We start from the raw sequence: 22,564 nt of genomic DNA on the forward strand, positions 1-22,564 counted from the left end.
ACATCCCGGGGGTCGTCCGATCAACCTGTGGCCCAACGGCGCCCGGCCTGCCACCAAGGAGTTTCTTATGTTTGCCCTTTTGCGCCGGACTCGCAAGGCCAGTGCCCGAATCGCGCTTTGCGCCGCTGCCTTCGCCCTGACCGCCTGCCAGCCCGTTAGCCTGGGCAATATTGTCGGCGGCTCCGGCGGATCGGTTGTCGCCGGCCAGCCGGTGACCGTCGCCCTGCTCGTGCCGAAAACCGGATCGAGCGGCGACGCGCTTGTGGCGGCGAATCTCGAAAACGCGGCCCGGCTTGCGATTGCCGATCTCGATGGCGCCAAGATCAATCTTGCCGTCTATGACACCGCCGGGAATGAGGCGCAGGCGGCCGCCGTGACCCGACAGGCCCTGTCGGACGGTGCCAAGATCATCCTTGGCCCCCTCTATGGCGGCAATGCCAATGCAGCGGGCCTGCAAGCGGCATCGTCCGGCGTCAACGTCCTCGCCTTTACCAATAACGCCGGGCTGGCGGGCGGCAACGTCTTTGTTCTGGGCCAGACCTTTGAAAATTCGGCAAACCGGCTGACCCGCTACGCGGTGAGCCGCGGCAAACGCCGCATCGTCTCGGTCGCAGCTGACAATTCGGCCGGTCAGGTCGGGCGCGCGGCGATTGCCTCGGCGGCCGCGGCCTCCGGTGCAACCGTCGTCGCAGAGGTCACCTACGGCTATTCCCAGCAGGGCGTGTCCACCGCCGCCAATGAAGTCGCAAACGCCGTTCAGTCCACGTCGGCCGACGCGGTGTTCCTGGCCTCGAATGCCAATGCAGCCCTGCCATTCTTTGCGCAGCTCCTGCCGGAACGAGGCGTTGACCCGACGGTCACCCAGTACCTCGGCCTGACCCGCTGGGACATCCCGCCACAGACGGCGGATCTGCCCGGCCTGCAAGGGGGCTGGTTCACCATGCCGGACCCCAACCTGACGGCTCAGTTCGACAGCCGCTACTCCGCGGCCTATGGTCAGCCCCCCCACCCGCTGGCCGGACTGGCCTATGACGGGATCGCCGCGATCGGTGCGCTGGTGAAACAGGGCCGGTCCGACGCGCTGAGCGCCGCCGCCCTGACCCAGAGCGCCGGTTTCAACGGCGTGAACGGGGTTTTCCGGTTCCAGCGAAACGGCGTGGTTGAACGGGGCCTCGCGATCGCGACGATCCGCAACCGTCAGGTTGTTGTTCTGGACCCGGCGCCGCGCAGCTTCGGCGGTTTCGGTTTCTGAAACTGCCGTCCGCCCCGGAACGACACGCGGCTGAGAAACCACATTTCGGGGCCCAAAAGCGGCCCCGGACCATATTTACCTCTTGGCAAACCGGGGGCGCTACATCCATCTGAGCGCCATGAAATATGACACCGCCCTGCCCGATGATCTGATTTGCCCCGCCGATCAGATTCTGTCCCCCGACACCCTGATCGCCACTCTGGACAGCGCCCGGGCGGAGGAGGCTTCGGACAAGGCTTATCGCGAAACTGCCGTGCGCATCCTTCAGGACGCACAGGAAGCCGGACGCGCCGCCATTGCCGCCGCTTTCGCCAAAAGCCCGGCCGCGGCCCGCCCCACCACACGCGCCTATTGCTGGCTGACGGATCAGCTTATCATCGCGACCCTGCATGTCGCGCAGCATCATCTGAACCCGCAAGCCAGCCGCAGCGACAATTTCGCGATCTGCGCCGTTGGCGGTTATGGCCGTGGCGAAATGGCGCCCTATTCGGATGTCGATCTGCTGTTTCTCGCCCCCAAGCGGGTGACGGAGCCGCTGTCGGCTCTGTTCGAGACGATCCTCTACCTGCTCTGGGATCAGCATATGAAAGTTGGGCATGCGACGCGCACGATCCGCGAATGCATCCGGCTGGGAGGCGAAGATTATACGATCCGCACCGGATTGCTGGAAAACCGCTATGTCGCCGGCGACCGGTCGCTGGCCCGAAAGCTGGCCGACACGCTCTGGTCCGATCTCTTCCGCGGATCGGAAACCGATTTTGTTGAGGCGAAACTGGCCGAACGTCAGACGCGCCACCGCAAACAGGGCGGGCAGCGCTACATGGTGGAGCCCAACGTCAAGGAAGGCAAAGGCGGCCTGAGAGACCTGCAGGGGCTCTACTGGATCGCGAAATATGTCCATGGCGTCAGTGACACATCGCAGCTGGTGGCACTTGGCGTGTTCACGCGGGAGGAATACAACCGCTTCCGGCAGGCTGACAATTTCCTCTGGGCGGTCCGCTGCCATCTGCATCTGATCGCCGGTCGCGCCATGGATCAGCTCACCTTCGATATGCAGGTCGCGGTGGCGGAGCGTATGAACTACAAGGACCGCGCCGGCCGCCGCGCCGTAGAGGTCTTTATGCAGGACTACTTCCGCGAGGCGACCGAGGTCGGCGAACTGACCCGCATCTTCCTCACCAAGATGGAAGCGGCCCATGTCAAGAATGAGCCGCTTCTCGACCGTGTGTTCCGCAGGCGCCCCCGCGTCGGCAAGGGCTATATGGTGATCAACAACCGGCTGGCCGTCGAAAACGAGGAAGAGTTTCTCAAGGACAGGCTCAACCTGCTGCGCCTGTTCGACGAGGGCTTGCGCACCGGCATGCTGATCCATCCCGATGCGATGCGCATGGTCACGGCGAACCTGGACCGGATCGACGACGACATGCGCAACGATCCCGAAGCCGCACGCATTTTCATGGCCACCCTGCTCAATCACGGCAATCCCGAACGCGCGCTCCGTCGCATGAACGAGCTGGGGATGCTGGCCGCCTTCATCCCGGAATTCGAACCGATCGTCGCGATGATGCAATTCAATATGTATCACCACTACACCGTGGACGAACATACGATCCAATGCCTCAAGCACCTTGCCCTGATCGAGGCGGGCGAGCTGACAGAAGAATTGCCGGTTGCCTCGACCATTCTGAACGACGGCGTCAACCGCAAGGTGCTCTACCTCGCACTCATGCTACATGACATCGGCAAGGGGCGGGACGAGGATCATTCGATTGTCGGCGCCCGTATTGCCCGCACGGTCGGGCCGCGCCTCGGCCTGAAGCCGAAAGAGGTGGAAACTGTCGAATGGCTGGTCCGCTACCACCTGCTGATGTCCGACATGGCCCAGAAGCGCGATATCGCGGACCCCCGCACCGTGCGCGACTTTGCCAAGGCGGTGCGGACGAAGGAACGGCTCGATCTGCTTTGCGTCCTGACGGTCTGCGATATTCGCGGCGTCGGGCCCGGCGTCTGGAACAACTGGAAAGCCGCGCTGCTGCGCGCGCTCTACCGTCAGACCCGCCGCGCCCTTGAGACGGGGCTGGAAGACCTCAATCGTGAATTCCGCGGTCAGGAAGCCAAGCGCAACCTGCGGGAGGCGCTGCCGGACTGGTCGAAGGGCGATCTCGACCGTGAAATCCGCCGCCATTACGAAACCTACTGGCAGGGTCTGCACGTCACAGCCCATGCCAAGCTGGCCGAGATGCTGCGCGATTGCCGCCCGGACGAGATCCGCATCGACCTGCACCTGGACGAGGATCGCGATGCCACCCGCGCCCTCTTCGCGATGGAGGATCACCCCGGCATCTTTTCCCGCCTCGCCGGCGCGCTGGCGCTGGTTGGCGCAAACGTCGTGGATGCCCGCACCTACACCACCAAGGATGGCTATGCGACGGCAGCCTTCTGGGTCCAGGATGCCGACGGCCATCCCTACGAACAGTCCCGCCTGACCCGGCTGCGCCAGATGATCACCAAGACGCTGAAGGGCGAGGTCATCGCGCGCGAGGCGATCAAGGACAAGGACAAGATCAAGAAGCGCGAGCGTGCCTTCAACGTGAATACCGCGATCAGCTTCGACAATGACGGGTCCGAAATTTTCACGATCATCGAGGTCGATACACGCGATCGCCCCGCGCTTCTGTTCGACCTGACCCGCACGCTGGCGGCGGCCAATATCCAGATCTTCTCGGCCGTCATCGCCACATACGGCGAGCAGGTGGTCGACACCTTCTATGTCAAGGACATGTTCGGACTGAAGCTGTTCAGCGAGGCCAAGCAGAAATCGCTTGAAGCGCGGCTGCGCACCGCCATTTCGGAAGGCCAGGAAAGGGCCCGGTCGTGAAACCCGTGCGGATGATCCGCAGCTTCATGACGGTGGGCGGCTGGACATTGGCCAGCCGCGTCCTGGGCTTTGTGCGCGACATCCTTCTGGCCGCCTTTCTGGGCGCCGGCCCGGTGGCAGAGGCCTTTGTCGTGGCCTTTTCCCTGCCCAATATGTTCCGCCGGTTCTTTGCCGAAGGCGCCTTCAACATGGCGTTTATCCCGCTGTTTTCCAAAAAGCTCGAAGGCGGCGAGAACCCGAAGGAATTTGCCGAACAGGCGCTATCGCTTCTCATGGCCGTTCTTGCGGTGTTCACTCTGGTCAGCATGGCCTGCATGCCGCTTCTGGTCTATGCGATGGCCTCGGGTTTTGCGGGGGACGAACGGTTCGACCTGGCCGTTGATTACGGACGCGTGGCCTTTCCCTATATCTTCTTCATCTCCATCGCGGCCCTTCTGTCCGGCGTCCTGAATTCGACCGGAAAATTCGCCGCCGCCGCCGCCGCGCCGGTGCTGCTGAACGTCGTTCTGTCGGCGGCCATGTATGGCGCCTGGCGGGCGGGCTACGACGTCGGCGATGCGCTGGTCTGGGGCGTGCCGGTTGCCGGCGCTCTGCAGGCGGGGATGCTCTGGGTCGCTGCGGCCCGCGCCGGTTTTGCCCTGCGCCCGCGCCTGCCCCGCGTCTCGCCCGAAATGAAACGCCTCATGCGGATCGCGGCGCCTGCCGCCCTTGCCGGCGGCGTGGTTCAGGTCAATCTGCTGGTCGGGCGTCAGGTTGCCAGCTTTTTCGAAGGGTCGATCCAGTATCTCAACCTCGCCGACCGTCTGTATCAGCTGCCACTCGGGGTAGTCGCGATTGCAATTGGCGTTGTTCTTCTTCCCGAACTGTCGCGCCGCCTGCGGAATGCCGATGACACCGGCGGACGCTACGCCTTCAACAGGGCAACGGAATTCGCGCTGTTTCTGACCGTCCCCTCGGCGGTGGCCCTTCTGGTGATCCCTGAAACGCTGATCGCCACCCTTTTTCAGCGCGGACGGTTCACCGCCGCAGATGCAGAGGCCACCGCGATGGCCGTTGCCCTCTACGGGCTGGGCCTGCCCGCCTTTGTGATGCAGAAAGTGCTGCAACCACTGTATTACGCGCGCGAGGATACCCGGCGCCCGTTCAATTACGCCGTCGTCGCCATGGTGGTGAATGTCGTGCTGGCCATCGGCCTTGCCTTTGTTATCGGCTATCTCGCCGCCGCGCTTGCGACGACTCTGGCCGGTTGGGTCATGATGTGGCAGCTCTGGCGGGGGTCGCGCGACATGGGCGACGCAGCAAGGCTGGATGATCGGCTGCGGCGCCGCATCCCCCGGATTGTGATCTCCAGTGCCGGGCTTGCGGTTGCACTTCTGGCGGGACGCGCGGCGCTGGACCCACTGTTCACAGGCTGGTCGCGACCGGGGTCGCTGGCGCTTCTGATCCTCTGGGGGACGGGTGTCTATTTCGTGATCAGCCACCTGCTTGGCGCTTTCCGCCTCAGCGACCTGCGCAGCGCCACAAATCGCGGAAAACTCTGATCCCGACCGGGAACCCTCGCCCGTGGCCAGGTGTTGCCTCAAGGTAGCCGTGGGCCGTGAGACCCGCGAAACCGATCAGGCGCGGACGGGACGGAATGAACCAGATGAACAACATCTCTGACCAGACGACCATCGTGGCAGAGGCAGACGTCGCTCATGTTCCAGACCCGAAACCCCTGATCACGGCATCCGAGATGTTCCCCGCCCTGGAACGGATGATCCTGTCTGCCCGGACCGAAGTTCTTCTGGCATTTCGCATTTTCGACCCCCGCACCCGCCTGCATGCGCCGGAATCGCACCAGGCCGGCCTCGAAACCTTTGCCGATCTTCTGCACCATGTGGCCGAGCGTGGCTTGACCATCCGCCTGCTGATGTCAGATTTCGACCCCGTCTTTACCGCCGATCTGCACCGCTCGGCCTGGGACAGCGCCGCGCGTTTTGCCAGCCGGCTGCGCGAATATGACAATGCGGAACTGATCTGCGCCCTGCATGACTGTGCCCCTGCCCCGGTGTGGCATCTGGCACTTGCGGGCCAGATCCGGGCCCGCAAAGCGCAGCTGAGGACCTGGCCCGGCGACCGGCTGACACCGCTTCAGCTGCGGGCGCTCAACGGGGACTACCGGCTGCGCCCGGTCACGCTGCATCAGAAATTCGCGGTGATCGACGCAGACCACGCCATTATCGGCGGCATCGATGTCGACGACCGCCGCTGGGACACACCGGACCATGACCGGCGTCCCGAAGAAACCTGGCACGATGTCTCGGTCGAGGTCTCCGGCCCGGTTGTCCGCGACATTCGCGATCATTTTGCCGAATGTTGGGACCGCGCCCGGTCGGGCTGCGGAACGGTGTTCAGCGCTGGCGCCACGCCGCTGTCGCGCGACAGTCAGGTATCTTCTCCCCCGACCGGCGCCGACACACGGCCGGACATGTCCCTGATCCGCACGGTGTCGGCACATCGGCACCATCCCGTCAGCTTCGGTCCGGCGATCGAGCGCCGGGATCATGAGACCGCGCATCTCGATCTCTTCGCGCAGGCCCAGAAGGTCGTCTACATTGAAACACAGTTTCTGCGCCACCTGCCGCTTGCCCGCGCTCTGGCAAAACGCGCGACACAGGTGCCGGAGCTGCAATTGATCCTCGTTGTCCCGACCGAACCCGAGCGTATCATTTTCGGCCGCGACAACGGGATGGATGCCCGCCACGCCCAGGCGCTGCAAATCCGGTGCCTTGATATCCTGCGCAGCGCTTTTGGCGACAGGATGGCGGTCGTATCGCCGGCACAGGCAGCCCCGGCCCCCGATGGCACGCCGATGCCAGTGGCCGGGTCCGGCATCATCTACCTGCACTCCAAGGTCACGCTTGTGGACGACCGGATCGGCATCGTGGGCTCCGCCAATCTCAACGGGCGCTCACTGCTCTGGGATACGGAGGCATCGCTGCGCTTCGAGCGGCCCGACGCGGTGCGCGACCTGCGGCTTCGTCTGGCTCAGAAATGGCTGGGCGGGGCGCCCGGGGACCCGGCATATGCCCGGACCTGGGCAGAGGCCGCGCACCAAGCGGCATCGCAACCGCCAGAGGCCCGGTACACGACCCTTCTGCCCTACCCCGAAGGCCGCAACCGCCGCTTCGCGCGATATCTTCCGATCATGCCGGCGGCCATGTTCTGACGCGTCAGCCCCGCTGCCGCAGTTTCGCGATCAGGGCAGCGACCCCGCCGGGGGCCGCGACCGGGGCGGCGATCAGCCCCGCGACGAAGCCGCCCAGATCGGCAGGCCAGTCCGGCGCAAATCCAAATACCACGCCAAAGACGACCTGAATTCCAACCAGCACGGCGATCAGCCTGAACGCCTGAAGCTGAGACGCCCCGACCGATCCGAGCCGCACCCAGAGAAGATAGGTAAACGCCCCGATCAGCCCGTAGACCGGGGGAAAGCCGCCATAGAGCCACGCCCCTTCGTCTGCCAGACCCCACATTGCCAGCGCCCCTCCGATGGTCGCGACAAGCCAGACGAAAAACACGGCCACCGGCGCCATTACATCGCCGACGAATTTGCCCAGGGCAAGCAGCATGACCCCCGCGATCAGGGCGCCGGAAAACGACCCGTTGATGAAGGGATAAGAGATGAACCGCATCAGAAATTCGGGCCGGATCTGCCGCGTCTCGATCATATGCGACGGGAATACCCCCTGGAATCCGTAGTCCATCACCGCCACCTGGCGCCAGCCGATGGCCTGCGGCCCGCCGATGATGCCGCGTGCGCCAAGTTGAAACACCAGCTCTATCCCCATCATCACGACGAAAAGCGCCAGGATCAGCGGCGGGATAGGGTTCAGCGGGCTTTCGGGGCGCGGGTCCATGGGGGTCCTTTCCGGGGCGACCGGCCCGCCTCGCCTTGACGCGGACCGGGGCCATGGGTAAGCCAGCGCCGCAGCCAGATCCAGACCAAGTTCACGCGAGGACATGATGACCGACCAGAGCCCTGCCGCCCCGTCCGGCTTCACCCCCCGCGTCTTTTCCGGGATCCAGCCCTCCGGCGGGCTGACGCTGGGCAATTATCTGGGCGCGATCCGCCGTTTCGTCGACATGCAGAATGCCCCTGAAAACAGCGGCATAGAAAAGATTTACTGCATGGTCGACATGCATGCGATCACGGTCTGGCAGGACCCCGCCAAACTGACCCGCAATACGCGCGAACTGGCCGCAGGCTATATCGCCGCGGGCCTCGACCCGGCGCAATCCATCCTCTTCAACCAGAGCCAGGTGGCAGAACACGCCCAGCTGGCCTGGATCTTCAACTGCGTCGCCCGGATGGGCTGGATGCAGCGGATGACGCAGTGGAAGGACAAGGCGGGCAAGAATAGCCAGAACGCCTCGCTTGGCCTATTTGCCTATCCGGCGCTGATGGCGGCCGATATCCTCATCTATCACGCCACGCATGTGCCCGTGGGCGAGGACCAGAAACAGCATGTGGAGCTGACCCGCGACATCGCGGCCAAGTTCAACCATGACTTCGGTGTCGAGTTTTTCCCGATGACGGAGCCGGTGATCGAGGGCGCGGCCACCCGCGTCATGTCCCTGCGCGACGGGTCGAAGAAGATGTCGAAATCCGACCCCTCGGACGCATCGCGCATCAATATGACCGACGATGCCGATGCCATCGCCCAGAAAATCCGCAAGGCCCGGACCGACCCGGACGCTCTGCCGTCGGAGGCAGGCGGCCTGGCCGAGCGTCCCGAGGCGCGCAACCTCGTGAATATCTATGCCGCGCTGAACGACCAGACCGTCGACCAGGTGCTGTCCGATGTGGGCGGCAAACAGTTTTCGGAATTCAAGCCGATGCTGGCCGATCTGGCCGTGGAAAAACTGTCCCCCATCTCGACGGAAATGGCCCGGCTGATGCAGACGCCCGACGAAATCGACGCGATCCTGCGGGGGGGCGCGGACCGCGCGCGCGAGATCGCCGCGCCGATCCTCAAAAAGACCTATGAGATCGTTGGCATGATCCGGTAAGTTGCGCCGGCTTTGCCGTCGCGACGGGAGGGGGCGCTGCCCCCTCTTGCGCCTTCCGGCGCAATTCACCCCCGAAGTATTTCTGGAAAGATGAAGAGCCCCGGGCTGCGCGGAAATGCGCAGCGGCTCTGCGGTCATGGAGATTGTCCGACCGGGCGGAACGGATACATTCTGCCGTGTTAGGAGATTGCCATGTCCAGACCTGTTCATCCTGAAACCCGTATCGGCCACGTCCACCTCAAGGTCGCGGATCTTGACCGGGCCATCGGATTCTATTCCGGTGTGCTGGGCTTTGAGATCACCCAGAGATACGGTCGCCAGGCGGCCTTTCTGTCGGCGGGCGGCTATCATCATCACATCGGGCTTAACACCTGGGAGAGCCGGGGCGGCACCCCGCCGCCGCCGGGACATACCGGGCTTTATCATACGGCCTTTCTCTACCCCGACCGGGCAAGCCTGGGCGATGCGCTGCGTCGGGTGTTGGAGGCGGGCATTCCCATCGACGGCGCGGCGGATCATGGCGTGTCGGAGGCGATCTACCTGAGCGATCCGGATGGCAATGGTGTTGAGCTTTATCGCGACCGTGCTCCCGAGGACTGGCCCCGCAAGCCGGACGGGAGCCTCGACATGGTCAACTCGGCACTCGATTTGGATCGTTTGCTGGCAGAGGCCGCGCCGCGCTGACCGGGGCGGTTTTCCTGCCTCCTGTCATGGGACTGTGCGCAATTCGTTGCGGGACTGTTGCAATCTGCGGCTACCCAGTCCCCGAGTGTGTGTGACGCTCTGCCCAATTGCCCCCAAGCATTGTTTTCATGACGGACCCCCGGCCTTGTGCCGGGGGTATTCATTTTCAAACCGCCGCCTGTCATAAGAGCGCAAAGAAAAGGAGAGACCGATGCCCACCGGTACCAATATCCGCACCTATTTCGACGGCACCTGGCACGACGGCGATCTGCCTGTGATGAAGGCGGCGGACCATGGCTCCTGGCTGGGCACGACCGTCTTTGACGGCGCCCGCATGGTCGACGGGCTGATCCCGGATATCGAGGCGCATTGCGCCCGCGTGAACCGCTCGGCCGAGGCGCTGATGATCACGCCCACCGTCACACCCGAACGGATCGAGGAGATCGTGCGCGAGGGGCTGTCGGCCTATGCGCCGGGTGCCGCCGTTTATATCCGGCCCATGTACTGGGCGCTGGAGGGCGGCGATCTGGGCGTGGCGCCCCGCCCCGGCGCGACAGGCTTCTGCGTGAGCCTTGAGGAGATTCCCATGGCCGCCCCCGATGCCGCCACGACGCTGGGCCGGACCCGGTTCCGCCGTCCGGTGATGGAGGATGCGGTCGTGAATGCCAAGGCCGGGTGTCTCTACCCAAACAACGCCCGCATGCTGATGGAGGTGCAAACCCGCGGTTTTGGCAATGCCTTGGTCGCCGATGCGCTTGGCAATGTGGCCGAGACCGCGACCGCCAATGTCTTCATGGCCAGGGACGGGGAACTGTTTACCCCCGTGGCCAACGGCACATTTCTGGCCGGGATCACCCGGTCGCGCCATATCGCCAATTTCCGCGCCGATGGCGTGACCGTGCATGAGACCGTGCTGAGCTTCGACGATTTTGCGGAAGCCGACGAGGTGTTCCTGTCGGGCAATATGAGCAAGGTCACCCCGGTGAAAGGGTTCGAGGACCGGCAGTACCAGATCGGCCCCCTCACCCGCCGCGCGCGGGAGATGTACTGGGACTGGGCCGCGACCGCCGCGCGTCTTTAGAGCGAGGGGTCGGAGGCGACGCGCACCAGCCGCGTCAGGTCAGACAGGCTTTCCTTCTGGCGCCCGCTTTCGGAGAAGTTGGCGGGCGAGAGCCAGACCGCGAAGGCCTCCTTCAGCGCCGGCCAGTCCTTGTCGATCACGGCGAACCATGCCGTGTCGCGGTTGCGCCCCTTCACCACCACGGCCTGCCGGAAGATGCCTTCGTAGCTGAAGCCGTAGCGCTGCGCGGCGCTGCGCGACGGCTTGTTCAGCGCGTCGCATTTCCATTCGTACCGCCGGTAGCCCGCGTCGAAGGCCCATTGCATCATAAGGAACATCGCCTCCGTCGCAGCGGGGGTCTTCTGCAGGGTTGGCGACATCATGATAAAGCCCACTTCGATCGACCCGGCGACGGGGGTGATCCGCAGGAAGGAGGCGAAACCGACGATGCGGTTGTCCTCCGTCAGACGGATGGCGAGGAAATGCGGATCGCGGCTGACCTCCTTTTCCCGGCAGAATCGGTGGAACTGGGAGGCGCTGGCGAAGGGGCCTTCGGGCATATAATCCCAGAGCCAGTCCTCGCCCTCCAGCTCCCGGAAAAGGAGCGCGGCATGGGTGTCGGCGCGCAGCGGCTCCAGCACGACATGACGGCCCTTGAGCACCAGATCCACGGGCGGCACGGGCGGCGGCGTCCAGCCCTCGACAAGAGGGCCGCGCGGGCGGGGATCGGGCATGCTCTTGGTCCTTCCGGTCAGATCTCCGGCGACCATAGAAAGGCGCCGGGCAAGAGCCAAGAGAGGATCAGCCGGGCTCAGAGCACCAGCCGCGCCGCCCCCTCCATCTGCACACCCGGAAAAACCACCTGTTCAATGACCGACCGGTCGAGGCCGAAGAGCCCCTGCATCACCAGCCCCGCCTGCGCCCGCACATCCGAGGTCGGCATAAGGTCGCGCCGCTCGTAGAGGTCGGCCTCTGTCAGCCCCGGCCAACGCCCGTGCACCTGCCCGCCGCGCAGCGCCCCACCCGCGAAGATCAACGTGCCGCCGGTGCCGTGATCCGTCCCGCGGGTGCCGTTCAGCCGCGCCGTCCGCCCGAATTCCGTCATGGCGATCACGCCGGTGCGCTGCCAGACCGGGCCGAGATCCTGCCGAAGCGTCGTCAGCGTTTCCACCAGCGCTCCCAGAGGCCGGGCAATCGCCGCCTGCTGATTGTTATGCGTATCCCAGCCGTTGATCGAAAAAGCCGCGATCCTCGCGTCCTCTCTCAGCCGTTCGGCGGCAAATTTTGCGACATGGATCGGACCGGCATTGTCGCGCGCCACCTGCGCCCCCTGACGGACGGCAGCCATGCCGGACATCATTGACCCATCATCGCCCGACATCATCGCCGATGCCTCCTGCCCCTCGGACAGATCAAGCGCCTCTGCCAGCGCCCCGCGGAACAGCGGATCGTCATGCATCACATGTTCCATCAGCCGTTGCGCCTGCGGCGACATGGCCAGAACCGACTGGGGCGACCATTCCGCAACCGGCGCGCGCCCCTTCGTCAGCAGCATACCGGACGAGCCGATCGTATAGGCGGTGTCTGCCTCGACCCCGGGCACGGCCTGCAGCAGACGGTTCAGCCATCCGTCCCGGATGGGCTGGTTCATGTCGGCGATACCAGCTTCGAGAATGTCCTGCCCGTCGAAATGACTGCGCTTGTCGCGATAGGGCGTCGAGACCGCATTCACGAAACCCAGCTCTCCGGCCCGCCACATCGGCAGCAGCGGCGCCATCGCCGGATGCAGCCCGTGATACCCATCCAGATCAACGCCGCCATTGGGGGCACCGATTGTCGGAACATCCGGGCGCAGGGCGGCGAAATTCCGGTCGCCCCAGGGCTGCAGCACACCCAGCCCGTCCATCGCCCCCCGCAGGATGATCACCACAAGACGGGTGTCCCAAGGCGCAGAGGCCATGGTGACGGGCGCAAGCCAGGGCGAGGCCGCGGCGGAACAGCCCAGGGCCAGGCTGCGGGTCAGAAAGCTCCGGCGCGAGAGGCTTTGGTCACTCATCGGCTCATGTCCTCTGAAAACTGGGCGAGGCCAGGATCAGCGCGATCCCCTCGGCCCGCGTTTCGGCGGCACGCGCGGCAAAGCGCAGCGCCTCCGGCGGCTCCCGCCCCAGGGCTGCCGTCACAAAGTCCCGGGGATCGGGCAGCGGATCGGCCAGCACTGGCGGGACGTTCAGCGCCCATTGCAGACGGGCGGCAAGACGCTGCGGCGTGATCCAGTCGCCATCCTCTTCCGGCCATCCGTCCGGCCCGTCCGGCCTTTCCCAGTCCTGTCCCATCAGCGCCATCGGCTGACGCAGCATAAGTCGCAGTTCACGGACCTGCCGCACAGGCAGCGCAGGAACCGCCAGCGCCCGCAGGGCCGATCCGACAAAATCGATCGGCGGTTTGACATTACCAGGCATCGCCCAGGCATCCGGATGCTCCAGCATCGTGCGATAGACCTCCGACAGCAGGCCATCGGTCGCCTGATAGGTGGCCGTCATCTGTGCGATCAGCGCCTCTGACGGCCTGTCACCAACAAAATGCACCGCCAGCTTGGAGGAAATATGCCGCGCGGTGGCCGGATGGACGGACAGGTCATCCAGTGCCGCAAAGACATCCTCCAGCCGCGCCTTTCCGGGACCGCCATATGACACGCCCAGCACCGTCTCCGCCCCCGGTTCGGCATAGTCTGCGCGGAACCGGAACCCCTGATCTGGCCGATAGCTGACCCCGGCCAGAAGTTCCGCAAATTCGCGCACATCGGCCTGGGAATAGGCCGCCCCGACCCCAAGCGTGTGAAGCTCCAGCACCTCCCGTGCGAGGTTTTCGTTCAGCCCCGCCTTTCCGCCGCGTTTGATCGCGCGGATAGAGCCCGGCCCCATGCTCCGCTCCTGATCGAGGTAATGGATCATCAGCGGCGCCGTGACACAGGCCCGCAGCATCGCGGCGAAATGTCCGGTCATATACGGCCTGACGGATGTCTCGACATAAGGGGCCGCGCCGAATTTGAGCACTCCGGCCTTGCCGATCGCGGTAAAATGATCCGCCCAGAAACCGGCAAGCCTCTCGCGAAATCCGTCGGCAGTGCTGGCCCGCCGCATCAGGCTCTGGGCCATCCAGCGGTCCTGCCCCAGCCGGGCCGCCTTTTTCACCTGCCGCCACTGTTTCACTGCGTCTTTGGCGATCGCCGTTCCGCGGTTCTTTGCCCGCATCCGCCTCAGCTCAAACGCCTGCGCGGTCCGCTCCTGAAACTGGGCAAACGCCTCCACCGGCCAGGCCTCCGCCGCCGCATCGGGCCCCTCAAGCCGCGCCAGCATGTCAGAGACGGACCCGGCCGGCGCCTGCCCCGGTGACAACCCGCATCCAAACCGTACTTCCGCGATGATCGGATCGAATGGCATGGCGCACTCCCATGGTTTGGCGCAGGGCAAATGTAGCACCGGCACGGAGCGGCACAAAGTCCGGTAAGCGGCCCACCGGTCACACATTGGCGAGGAACCGCCGCATCCGTCCGGGCGTTGGCCGTGCATATCTGACCTGAAGGGAGCCCCGCGATGACCTCGATCTATGACGCTATTGAGAAAGACCACGCCCGCCACCGCGAACTGCTGGACACGATTGCAGGAACCGAAGGCGACAGCCCGGAGCGGCGCAAAGCCTGGGACGAATTCTACCGCGACATCAAAAGCCACTCCGCCGCTGAAGAGGAAACCTTTTATTCCAAAATGATGAAGGAAACCTGGGGCCAGGACGCCGCCCGCCATTCGGTCCATGAACATGCCGAGATGGACGAGATCCTGGAGGAACTGCGCGAGATGGACATGTCCTCCCCGGGCTGGCTGACCCGGTTCAAGACGCTCAAGCACGACTACGAACATCACATGGAAGAAGAGGAGCAAGAGGTCTTTACCCGCGCCAAAAAGGTGATCGGAGCCGAAGAAAACGACAGCTACGGCGCGGCATTCCTGAAGCGGAAAAAACAGGAGCAGGGGCTGATCGAAGAAAAACGCGAGGATGCGCTGGAGGATTGAGGCCACAGCCCGCGTCAGCGCAGGCCCTGCTGCCGGCAAAGTTATGAAAAGACCCCGGACCGGGCGCCCGCCCGGTACCGGATCAGCTGGATTGCTCGCTCAATTTTCGGGCAAATACCGCTTCACGGCGCTCCCAGACATAGCGCGGGTCCTCCGGCACGCGCGACCAGAACAGAGTGCCACTGTTGCGCCAGGGGTCCAGCACGATCCCCTGCTCCATCGTATCTCCCCGCGCGGAAATCACGACGGTGGAATGGTCGATCAGAAAGGTCGTGGCATTGGCAATGGCGCGGTGCAGGTCGAGCGTGCGGAACCCCTCGGCCGCAAGCCGGTTTTCCATATCCTCGGCCCAGTGCCAGCACAGGCCGCGCGGTCGCAGCCCCATATTGACCTTGGTATTATGCACCAGCGGCGGGTCCGTCACGCCATAGTCCTGACGCAGCTGCAACGGATAGGTGATCGCAATTTCCGCCGCCCGCGCGGCCTCGTCTGGGTCCACATCGGGACCAAGCTCCGCGATCGCCTGCGCAAGCGCCGTGACCCGGGATTGCGAAGAGGCCACGCCATCCTGAGGTGCCGGAGCACAGGCGGCGAGTGCCAGCATCCCGAGCGATACAATCATGAGGCAAAAAGAGCGGATTTGGGGCAAGCGAACCTCCTGTGTCCGGGACAGATGTACCGGGCCGGCGCCGGACGGTCGAGAGCGCAACGCCTTTTGCCTCTTCACCATTGCTTCAACAATCATGTTCTACTAATGTTCCCGATGACCCATACGCCGGAATGATGCAAGATGTTGGACATGAGCAGCTCTCCTTCCCAAGATTTGGTCCGTTTCCTGAACGGTGACCGCTTTGGCACCGTGATGGCCGACCCGCCCTGGCGGTTTACCAACCGCACGGGCAAGGTGGCGCCCGAACACAAGCGCCTGTCGCGCTATCCCACGATGACGCTTGAGGATATCTGCGCCCTGCCTGTGGCCGACCATCTGGAAGACCGCGCGCATTGCTACCTCTGGGTGCCCAACGCCCTGCTCCCCGACGGGCTTGAAGTGCTGCGCGCCTGGGGGTTCGAGTACAAGTCCAACATCGTCTGGCACAAGATTCGCAAAGATGGCGGATCGGACGGGCGCGGCGTGGGATTTTACTTCCGCAATGTCACCGAACTGCTTCTGTTCGGCACGCGCGGCAAGAATGCGCGCACGCTGGACGCTGGCCGCCGCCAGGTGAACATGGTCCAGACCCGCAAGCGGGAACATTCCCGCAAGCCGGACGAGCAATACGACCTGATCGAAAGCTGCTCCTGGGGGCCTTATCTGGAAATGTTCGGCCGTGGCGTACGCGAAGGCTGGACGGTCTGGGGCAATCAGGCGGATGCCGATTACAAGCCCAGCTGGAAGACCTATTCCTACAATTCCTCCGTCGCGGCGGAATAAGCCTATCGGCAACAAGGGGCGCTGCCCTTCGCGCGGGCCAGGGTGACATGCGACAGCATGTCTCGGCCGTCCTGAATGGATATTTTTGGCAAGAAAAACCGCGGGGTCACGAGAAGAGCGAGGGGTCCGTGTCTGGCGGCGCAACCTCCGGCCCCGCTATCGCCGAAGGCGGCAGGCCGATCAGCAGAAGTGGACAGGGCGACCCCACACCGCGCTTGATCCGATCCTCCAGCTTGATCCAGTGGGTTGTGGCTGGCCCGAATTTATCGGCGGTGAACATGCGGGCAAAGGCCGTGGGGAAATCTGCCCCCGCCTCCATCGCGCGGCGCACATAGTCGCGCTGGCGGGTGGTGCGGTCCTTCATCCCCATCGCGCGCAGCGGAGCCTCGTCCGCAATACCGGCGCCGCGCAGCACCTGTTCGATCCGCAGCGTCATGGTCGACTGCAGCGCCGCGCCACGGGTCACGATAATCCCGGCAGAAATGATGCGTTGCCCGTGCAGACGCTGGAAGTTTTCCAGATCGCGGTCAAAGAACGGGTCCTTGTTGTTCCATTCGATCTCTAGCGCCAGCGTGCCGGCGGGCGCGCGGCGGATATGGTCGATCTCATGACTGGTGCCGTCGCCCAGCGGAATGCCGTCCACGGTCGTCTCGATCCGGAAATTGTGTTTGCGCCACCCGGCCTGATCGAGCTCCCGCCGCAGACGCTGCGTCGACTTGGCCTCGCCCCCGCCGGAGGCGATCAGCTCTTCCGCCGGGATGGAGACCCGCAGCAGCGCATCGACCAGCTCTGCCGTCTGGGCCGGAAAATCCACCGAGAGGATGGCCTCTGCGTGGTTGCGGACCATAATGTCGAATCCGCGGTCCCTGAGCCGTTCGAACATGGTCCCTCCTCTGCCGGCGACAGACACTGGCAGGTCCCGAAGACAATGACAAGCCGGGCTATTTCCAGCGCGAACAGAGACCTTCGCCGATCATGATGTCGCCCAGGTCGCGCCCGTCCGGCAGCGCACAGGTGGCGATCTCTCTGTCCCAGGAGCGGCGTCCCTCCAGCGCGCAGAGCATATGGCCGCGGGCGGTCAGTTCCACCATGCGCGCGCGGGCGCGGCGACCGGCGGCGGTCTCCATCTCTGCGCAATCCAGATTGGCGATGCGCACCGGCTGCCCGACCACCTCGATCGTGTCGCCGTCCCGGACGTGGCTGACCCGGCCCGACAGGATATCGGACGGGGCCCGGGCACCGCGGGGCGGAAATTGCTCGGGCTCTGTGACAGCCGTGACGACAAGCGCCAGCGCCACAACAACCGGCAAAACCAACAGCCGGCGCGACAGACGCGGCGGACGCAGCGCGCGGCTGCGCCGGTGCGCGCGGGCAAAATGGTCGTCGAGGTGATAGATACGGCTCATGCGCCAAGGCTCGGCGCGAAATATGGCGGAAATGCGGCGATCCGCGGATAACGTCAAGAAAGGTTAACGGACAGCTCCACAATGGCGCAGAGCCCCGGCAGGTGTCCCCGGACTGTTACAAGCCCGGCCTAAGACTTGGCCGAATCCAACCTGAAAGGCTTAGCCATGTCTGACAAGAAAACAGCCGACCTCTCCTGGGACGAATTTGACGAAATGCGCGACCCGCGCGCCGACGCCAACGCCTTTGATGCCGTTGTCGATCGCGCGATTTCCCGCCGTGGTTTTCTGGGCGGCACGCTCGCCTTCGGCTCCGGCGCCGCTGTTTTCGGCACCGGGCTGCTGAGCTCGGCCGCCCCCGTCCGCGCGGCTGAATTCGCCTTCACCCCGGTGGGCATCGGCACGGATCATGCGATCCAGGTTCCCGCAGGCTATGACTGGAAACCGCTGGTCCGTTTCGGTGATGCGCTTTTCTCCGAGGCCGACGGCGCCTATTCCGCCGAAACGGCAGTGCCGCTTGCCATGTCCGACAAGGTGTTTGGCGAAAATACCGATGGGATGGAAACCTTTGAGGTCGACGGACATACGCTGATCACCGTCAACTCTGAATACGCCAACCCCAAGATCAACCTGCCGAAAGAGGCCGAAGGCACCCCGCGCGACGCCGATGAGGTGCAGCTGCTGATGAATATCCAGGGCGTGACCGTTATGGAGGTCGCCATGGATGGCGACAGCTATACGCTGGTCAAGGACAGCCCCTACAATCGCCGCATCACCCATGAAACCCAGATGACCATGGACGGCCCTGCCGCCGGCGCCGATCTGGTCAAGACCAATGCCGACCCCGAAGGCATGTCGCCCAAGGGCACGATGAACAACTGCGGCTCCGGCAAGACGCTCTGGGGCACCTATCTGACCTGTGAAGAGAACTTCAACGGCTATTTCGGCGCCACCGCCGAGAAGGAACCGAGCGCAGGCGAGATCCGCTACGGTATCGGCGGCGAGAGCCGCTATGCCTATGAAAAGCACCATGATCGCTTTGACATCACCAAGGAACCGAACGAGCCGCACCGCCACGGCTGGGTCACGGAAATCGACCCCACCGATCCCGAGAGCACCCCGGTCAAACACACCGCCCTTGGCCGCTTCAAGCACGAGAATGCCGAAATGGTGCAGGCCGAAGACGGCCGCATCGTTGTCTACATGGGCGATGACGAGCGGGGCGAGTTCATCTACCGCTATGTCTCCAACGGCACATGGGCCGAGGGCGGCTCCACCGCAGGCCTGCTGTCGGACGGCACGCTCTACGTCGCGAAGTTCAACGACGACATGTCCGGCGAATGGCTGCCGCTGACGGCTGACTCGACCGGTATGAGCCTGGAAGAGGTGCTTGTCTTCTCCCGCATGGCGGGCTCCAAGGTTGGCGCGACGACGATGGACCGCCCGGAATGGGTCGCAGCCCACCCCGGCCGGGCCGAGGTCTACTGCGCCCTGACCAACAACAAGAACCGCGGCGTGAAACCGAATGCCGGCGGCGACGAGACCCCGGTTGGCGGCCCCAACCCGCGCGAGACCAACAACTTCGGCCAGATCGTCCGCTGGAAACCCGAGGGCGGCGACCACGGGGCAGATACCTTCGTCTGGGACCTGTATGTGATGGCGGGCAACCCGACCGTTTACGACAATACCTATGCCGGGTCGGAAAATGTCACCGAAGGGAACATGTTCAATTCGCCCGACGGGATGGCCTTTGACACCCAGGGCATGCTCTGGATCCAGACCGATGGCGATGACAGCAACGAGGGCGAATTTGCTGGTCAGGGCAACAACCAGATGCTGGTCGGCAATCCCGATACCGGCGCGATCGCCCGCTTTCTGACCGCCCCCAATGGCGCCGAGGTCACGGGCCTGTGCTGGTCGCCGGACGGCAAAGTGGCCTTTGTCGGCATTCAGCACCCGGGTGGCAGCTGGCCCGATGGCGAGGGGCTGCCGCGCTCCTCCATCATCCAGGTCTGGCGCCAGGACGGCCAGCCGGTCGGCTAAGCCCGGCCAGATCTGCGACATCTCGACCCGCCGGATTTCGGTCCGGCGGGTTTTGTTCCATGAATCCCGGGCATTGGCGAAAATCCGCCAATCGATTTGTGACAGACTTGTTTCAAATGCGTGATCGGGCAATGGTCACGGCGCTTGCCGAGAATGTGAACAATTCACGCCGGCAGCATGGGACAACAATGGCCTGAGGCAACAATGAGCGTAAAACGCGCTTCCCAGCGGATCGGCAAGGCTGGACTTGCAACCGCCCTACTCTGTCTTGCTGCAGCCTGCAGCAACATCTCTTCATCCACCCCCGAGGGGCTGACCACCATCGATCCGGACCGCATGTCGTTCGCGATCTCGGAGGCAAGAAGCCTGCGCGCCCGTGGCGCCCGCGTCTGGTGCGTGCCCTTTGCCCGCAACGTCAGCGGCGTGGAAATCCGGGGCAATGCCAATACCTGGTGGGGTCAGGCCGCCGGTGCCTTTGACCGGTCGAAAAAGCCTGAGGTCGGCGCCGTGATGGCCTTTGCGGCCACCCGCGGCATGCCCATGGGCCATGTGGCCGTGGTGTCAGAGGTCAGATCGGATCGCGAAATCCTGATCGACCATGCCAACTGGCACCGCAACCAGATCTCCCTTGGCATGAGCGTCATCGACGTGTCGGATAAAAACGACTGGAGCCGCGTGAAGGTCGAGAGCAATCCGGGCCAGTACGGCAGCGTCTACCCGATCAACGGGTTCATCCTGCCCGGAACCACCTGACATTCCCATCCATAGACACGCGAACGGCGCCCCGAGAGGCGCCGTTTTTATGTCTGCCCCCTGCGTAGCGTCCGGCGGGCGGGTCAGGGATGGGTTGATAACCCATCCTACTCCTGCGGAATGACCCGCAGCGACAGCTCCATCAGCTGGTCCGAGGTCGGCTCGGACGGCGCACCCATCATCAGATCCTCCGCCCGCTGGTTCATCGGGAAGAGGATCACCTCGCGGATGTTCTGCTCTTCCGCCAGCAGCATGACGACCCGGTCGATGCCCACGGCGCAGCCGCCGTGCGGAGGCGCGCCATACTGGAAGGCGTTGACCATGCCGCCAAAGCGCTTGCGCACCTCGTCCTCGCCATAACCCGCGAGCTCAAACGCCTTGATCATGATGTCGAGCTTATGGTTCCGGATCGCGCCGGAGATCAGCTCATAGCCATTACAGGCCAGGTCATACTGATAGCCCAGCACCTTCAGCGGATCACCCTGCAGAGCCTCCAGCCCGCCCTGCGGCATGGAGAAGGGGTTGTGGGAGAAGTCGATATCGCCCGTCTCCTCATCCGCCTCATACATCGGGAAATCGACGATCCAGGCAAAGGCGAAGCGGTTCGTGTCGGTCAGGCCCAGCTCTTCGCCGATGACGGTCCGGGCCCGGCCCGCGACGGCCTCAAAGGCCGACGGCTTGCCGCCCAGGAAGAAGGCCGCGTCGCCGACGCCGAGGCCCAGCTGCTGGCGGATCGCCTCCGTCCGTTCGGGGCCGATGTTCTTGGCCAGCGGGCCGGCGGCTTCCATGCCGTCCGCTCCGTCACGCCAGAAGATATACCCCATCCCCGGCAGGCCCTGCTGCTGGGCAAAGCTGTTCATCCGGTCGCAGAACTTGCGCGACCCGCCCTTGGGGGCGGGGATGGCGCGGATCTCCGTCCCCTCCTGCTCCAGCAGTTTGGCGAAGATCGCAAAGCCGGAGCCCGCGAAATGCTCCGACACGACCTGCATCTTGATCGGGTTACGAAGGTCCGGCTTGTCGGTGCCGTACCAGAGCGCCGAGTCGGCATAGGAGATCAGCGGCCAGTCGGCATCGACAGGCTTACCGCCGCCGAATTCCTCAAAAATCCCCTGGATCACCGGCTGGATCGTGGCAAAGACGTCTTCCTGCTGCACAAAGGACATCTCCAGGTCGAGCTGGTAGAAATCCGTGGGCGAGCGGTCGGCGCGCGGGTCTTCGTCGCGGAAACAGGGCGCGATCTGGAAGTACTTGTCAAAGCCCGACACCATCAACAGCTGCTTGAACTGCTGCGGCGCCTGCGGCAGCGCGTAAAATTTGCCCGGATGCAGCCGCGACGGCACGAGGAAATCGCGCGCGCCTTCGGGCGACGACGCCGTGATGATCGGCGTCTGGTATTCGCGGAACTTCTGATCCCACATGCGGCGGCGCATCGAGGCCACGACGTCGGACCGCAGCGTCATATTCTTCTGCATCACCTCGCGGCGCAGGTCGAGGTAGCGGTACCGCAGCCGCGTCTCCTCCGGATATTCCTGATCGCCGAAGACCATCAGCGGCAGCTCCTTGGCCGCGCCCAGAACCTCCATGTCCCGGATATAGACCTCAATCTCCCCGGTCGGCAGCTTGGGGTTCACGAGGCTGGCATCGCGTGCCTTCACCGTCCCGTCGATCCGGATGCACCATTCGGAGCGCACCTTCTCAACCTCGGCAAAGACCGGGCTGTCGCTGTCACACAGCACCTGGGTGATGCCGTAATGATCGCGCAGATCGATGAAAAGAACCCCGCCATGATCGCGGACCCGATGAACCCAGCCCGACAGGCGGACGGTCTCTCCGACTTGGGCGGCGGTCAGCGCGGCGCAGGTATGGCTGCGATAGGCGTGCATGGGGCGTTTCCTTCCTTATCCGGCAGAGGCGATACACATGGTCAGCGCCCG

General features: G+C 64.3%; 19 protein-coding genes. 11 read left to right on the plus strand and 8 right to left on the minus strand.

Features of this window, described 5'->3' with window-relative positions:
* The first annotated feature begins 67 nt into the window (after positions 1 to 67).
* The 4 genes from ACRARG_RS06665 (at position 68) to ACRARG_RS06680 (ending at position 7,341) form a co-directional block, all read left to right on the plus strand.
* Positions 68 to 1,252: a penicillin-binding protein activator gene (locus tag ACRARG_RS06665; protein WP_432689209.1), complete on the plus strand. Its 1,185-nt coding sequence runs from the start codon at positions 68 to 70 to the stop codon at positions 1,250 to 1,252.
* Positions 1,253 to 1,370: 118 nt separating this feature from the next.
* The gene (locus tag ACRARG_RS06670) at positions 1,371 to 4,130 is read left to right on the plus strand and encodes a [protein-PII] uridylyltransferase (protein WP_432689210.1); all 2,760 of its coding nucleotides are present in this window, start codon (positions 1,371 to 1,373) and stop codon (positions 4,128 to 4,130) included.
* Positions 4,127 to 5,671, plus strand: a complete 1,545-nt coding sequence (murJ, locus tag ACRARG_RS06675) for a murein biosynthesis integral membrane protein MurJ (RefSeq protein WP_432689211.1) — start codon at positions 4,127 to 4,129, stop codon at positions 5,669 to 5,671. Before ACRARG_RS06670 ends, murJ begins: the two co-directional genes overlap by 4 nt.
* Before the next feature lie 95 nt (positions 5,672 to 5,766).
* The gene (locus tag ACRARG_RS06680; protein ID WP_432689212.1) at positions 5,767 to 7,341 is read left to right on the plus strand and encodes a phospholipase D family protein; all 1,575 of its coding nucleotides are present in this window, start codon (positions 5,767 to 5,769) and stop codon (positions 7,339 to 7,341) included.
* Between the two features lie 4 nt (positions 7,342 to 7,345).
* Here the strand turns inward: ACRARG_RS06680 and ACRARG_RS06685 are convergent, their stop codons facing one another.
* Complete coding sequence (locus ACRARG_RS06685) at positions 7,346 to 8,032, minus strand: rhomboid family intramembrane serine protease (protein ID WP_432689213.1); 687 nt, start codon at positions 8,030 to 8,032, stop codon at positions 7,346 to 7,348.
* Positions 8,033 to 8,138: 106 nt separating this feature from the next.
* On the opposite strand from ACRARG_RS06685, the gene trpS reads away from it, so the two are divergent.
* From trpS to ACRARG_RS06700, 3 genes are all read left to right on the plus strand, one after another.
* On the plus strand, positions 8,139 to 9,185 hold the full coding sequence (gene trpS, locus ACRARG_RS06690) for a tryptophan--tRNA ligase (RefSeq protein WP_432689214.1): 1,047 nt from the start codon (positions 8,139 to 8,141) through the stop codon (positions 9,183 to 9,185).
* Positions 9,186 to 9,377: 192 nt separating this feature from the next.
* Positions 9,378 to 9,869 carry a VOC family protein gene (locus tag ACRARG_RS06695; protein WP_432689215.1) on the plus strand — a complete coding sequence of 164 codons (492 nt, stop codon included), beginning with the start codon at positions 9,378 to 9,380 and terminating at the stop codon, positions 9,867 to 9,869.
* Between the two features lie 211 nt (positions 9,870 to 10,080).
* Positions 10,081 to 10,950 (plus strand): branched-chain amino acid aminotransferase, encoded by an 870-nt coding sequence (locus ACRARG_RS06700; protein WP_432689216.1) that lies wholly within the window; start codon positions 10,081 to 10,083, stop codon positions 10,948 to 10,950.
* On the opposite strand, the gene ACRARG_RS06705 is transcribed toward ACRARG_RS06700, so the two are convergent.
* From ACRARG_RS06705 to ACRARG_RS06715, 3 genes are all read right to left on the minus strand, one after another.
* A complete protein-coding gene (locus ACRARG_RS06705) occupies positions 10,947 to 11,663 on the minus strand; it encodes a GNAT family N-acetyltransferase (protein ID WP_432689217.1) in 717 nt (238 codons plus the stop codon). The genes ACRARG_RS06700 and ACRARG_RS06705 overlap by 4 nt on opposite strands.
* 77 nt (positions 11,664 to 11,740) lie before the next feature.
* A complete protein-coding gene (locus ACRARG_RS06710) occupies positions 11,741 to 12,985 on the minus strand; it encodes a DUF1501 domain-containing protein (RefSeq protein ID WP_432689218.1) in 1,245 nt (414 codons plus the stop codon).
* A gap of 4 nt (positions 12,986 to 12,989) precedes the next feature.
* A complete protein-coding gene (locus ACRARG_RS06715) occupies positions 12,990 to 14,369 on the minus strand; it encodes a DUF1800 domain-containing protein (protein WP_432689219.1) in 1,380 nt (459 codons plus the stop codon).
* A 153-nt stretch (positions 14,370 to 14,522) separates the two neighbouring features.
* Here ACRARG_RS06715 and ACRARG_RS06720 point away from each other — a divergent pair, with 153 nt between their 5' ends.
* A complete protein-coding gene (locus ACRARG_RS06720) occupies positions 14,523 to 14,999 on the plus strand; it encodes a hemerythrin domain-containing protein (RefSeq protein WP_432689220.1) in 477 nt (158 codons plus the stop codon).
* An 82-nt stretch (positions 15,000 to 15,081) separates the two neighbouring features.
* Here the strand turns inward: ACRARG_RS06720 and ACRARG_RS06725 are convergent, their stop codons facing one another.
* The gene (locus ACRARG_RS06725; RefSeq protein WP_432689221.1) at positions 15,082 to 15,621 is read right to left on the minus strand and encodes a hypothetical protein; all 540 of its coding nucleotides are present in this window, start codon (positions 15,619 to 15,621) and stop codon (positions 15,082 to 15,084) included.
* A gap of 177 nt (positions 15,622 to 15,798) precedes the next feature.
* Here ACRARG_RS06725 and ACRARG_RS06730 point away from each other — a divergent pair, with 177 nt between their 5' ends.
* Positions 15,799 to 16,431 (plus strand): MT-A70 family methyltransferase, encoded by a 633-nt coding sequence (locus tag ACRARG_RS06730; RefSeq protein ID WP_432689222.1) that lies wholly within the window; start codon positions 15,799 to 15,801, stop codon positions 16,429 to 16,431.
* A 106-nt stretch (positions 16,432 to 16,537) separates the two neighbouring features.
* Here ACRARG_RS06730 and ACRARG_RS06735 read toward each other — a convergent pair whose 3' ends face one another.
* Positions 16,538 to 17,314 (minus strand): BglII/BstYI family type II restriction endonuclease, encoded by a 777-nt coding sequence (locus ACRARG_RS06735; protein ID WP_432689223.1) that lies wholly within the window; start codon positions 17,312 to 17,314, stop codon positions 16,538 to 16,540.
* A gap of 58 nt (positions 17,315 to 17,372) precedes the next feature.
* A complete protein-coding gene (locus tag ACRARG_RS06740) occupies positions 17,373 to 17,837 on the minus strand; it encodes a thermonuclease family protein (protein ID WP_432689224.1) in 465 nt (154 codons plus the stop codon).
* 165 nt (positions 17,838 to 18,002) lie between these two features.
* Here ACRARG_RS06740 and ACRARG_RS06745 point away from each other — a divergent pair, with 165 nt between their 5' ends.
* Together ACRARG_RS06745 and ACRARG_RS06750 are read left to right on the plus strand one after the other, a co-directional pair.
* Positions 18,003 to 19,877: a PhoX family protein gene (locus ACRARG_RS06745; protein ID WP_432689225.1), complete on the plus strand. Its 1,875-nt coding sequence runs from the start codon at positions 18,003 to 18,005 to the stop codon at positions 19,875 to 19,877.
* A gap of 204 nt (positions 19,878 to 20,081) precedes the next feature.
* The gene (locus ACRARG_RS06750) at positions 20,082 to 20,630 is read left to right on the plus strand and encodes a CHAP domain-containing protein (protein ID WP_432689226.1); all 549 of its coding nucleotides are present in this window, start codon (positions 20,082 to 20,084) and stop codon (positions 20,628 to 20,630) included.
* A gap of 107 nt (positions 20,631 to 20,737) precedes the next feature.
* On the opposite strand, the gene aspS is transcribed toward ACRARG_RS06750, so the two are convergent.
* Positions 20,738 to 22,513 (minus strand): aspartate--tRNA ligase, encoded by a 1,776-nt coding sequence (aspS, locus tag ACRARG_RS06755; RefSeq protein ID WP_432689227.1) that lies wholly within the window; start codon positions 22,511 to 22,513, stop codon positions 20,738 to 20,740.
* Between the last annotated feature and the right edge of the window lie 51 nt (positions 22,514 to 22,564).

Source organism: Pseudooceanicola profundi, assembly GCF_050897955.1.
Taxonomy (GTDB): domain Bacteria; phylum Pseudomonadota; class Alphaproteobacteria; order Rhodobacterales; family Rhodobacteraceae; genus Pseudooceanicola.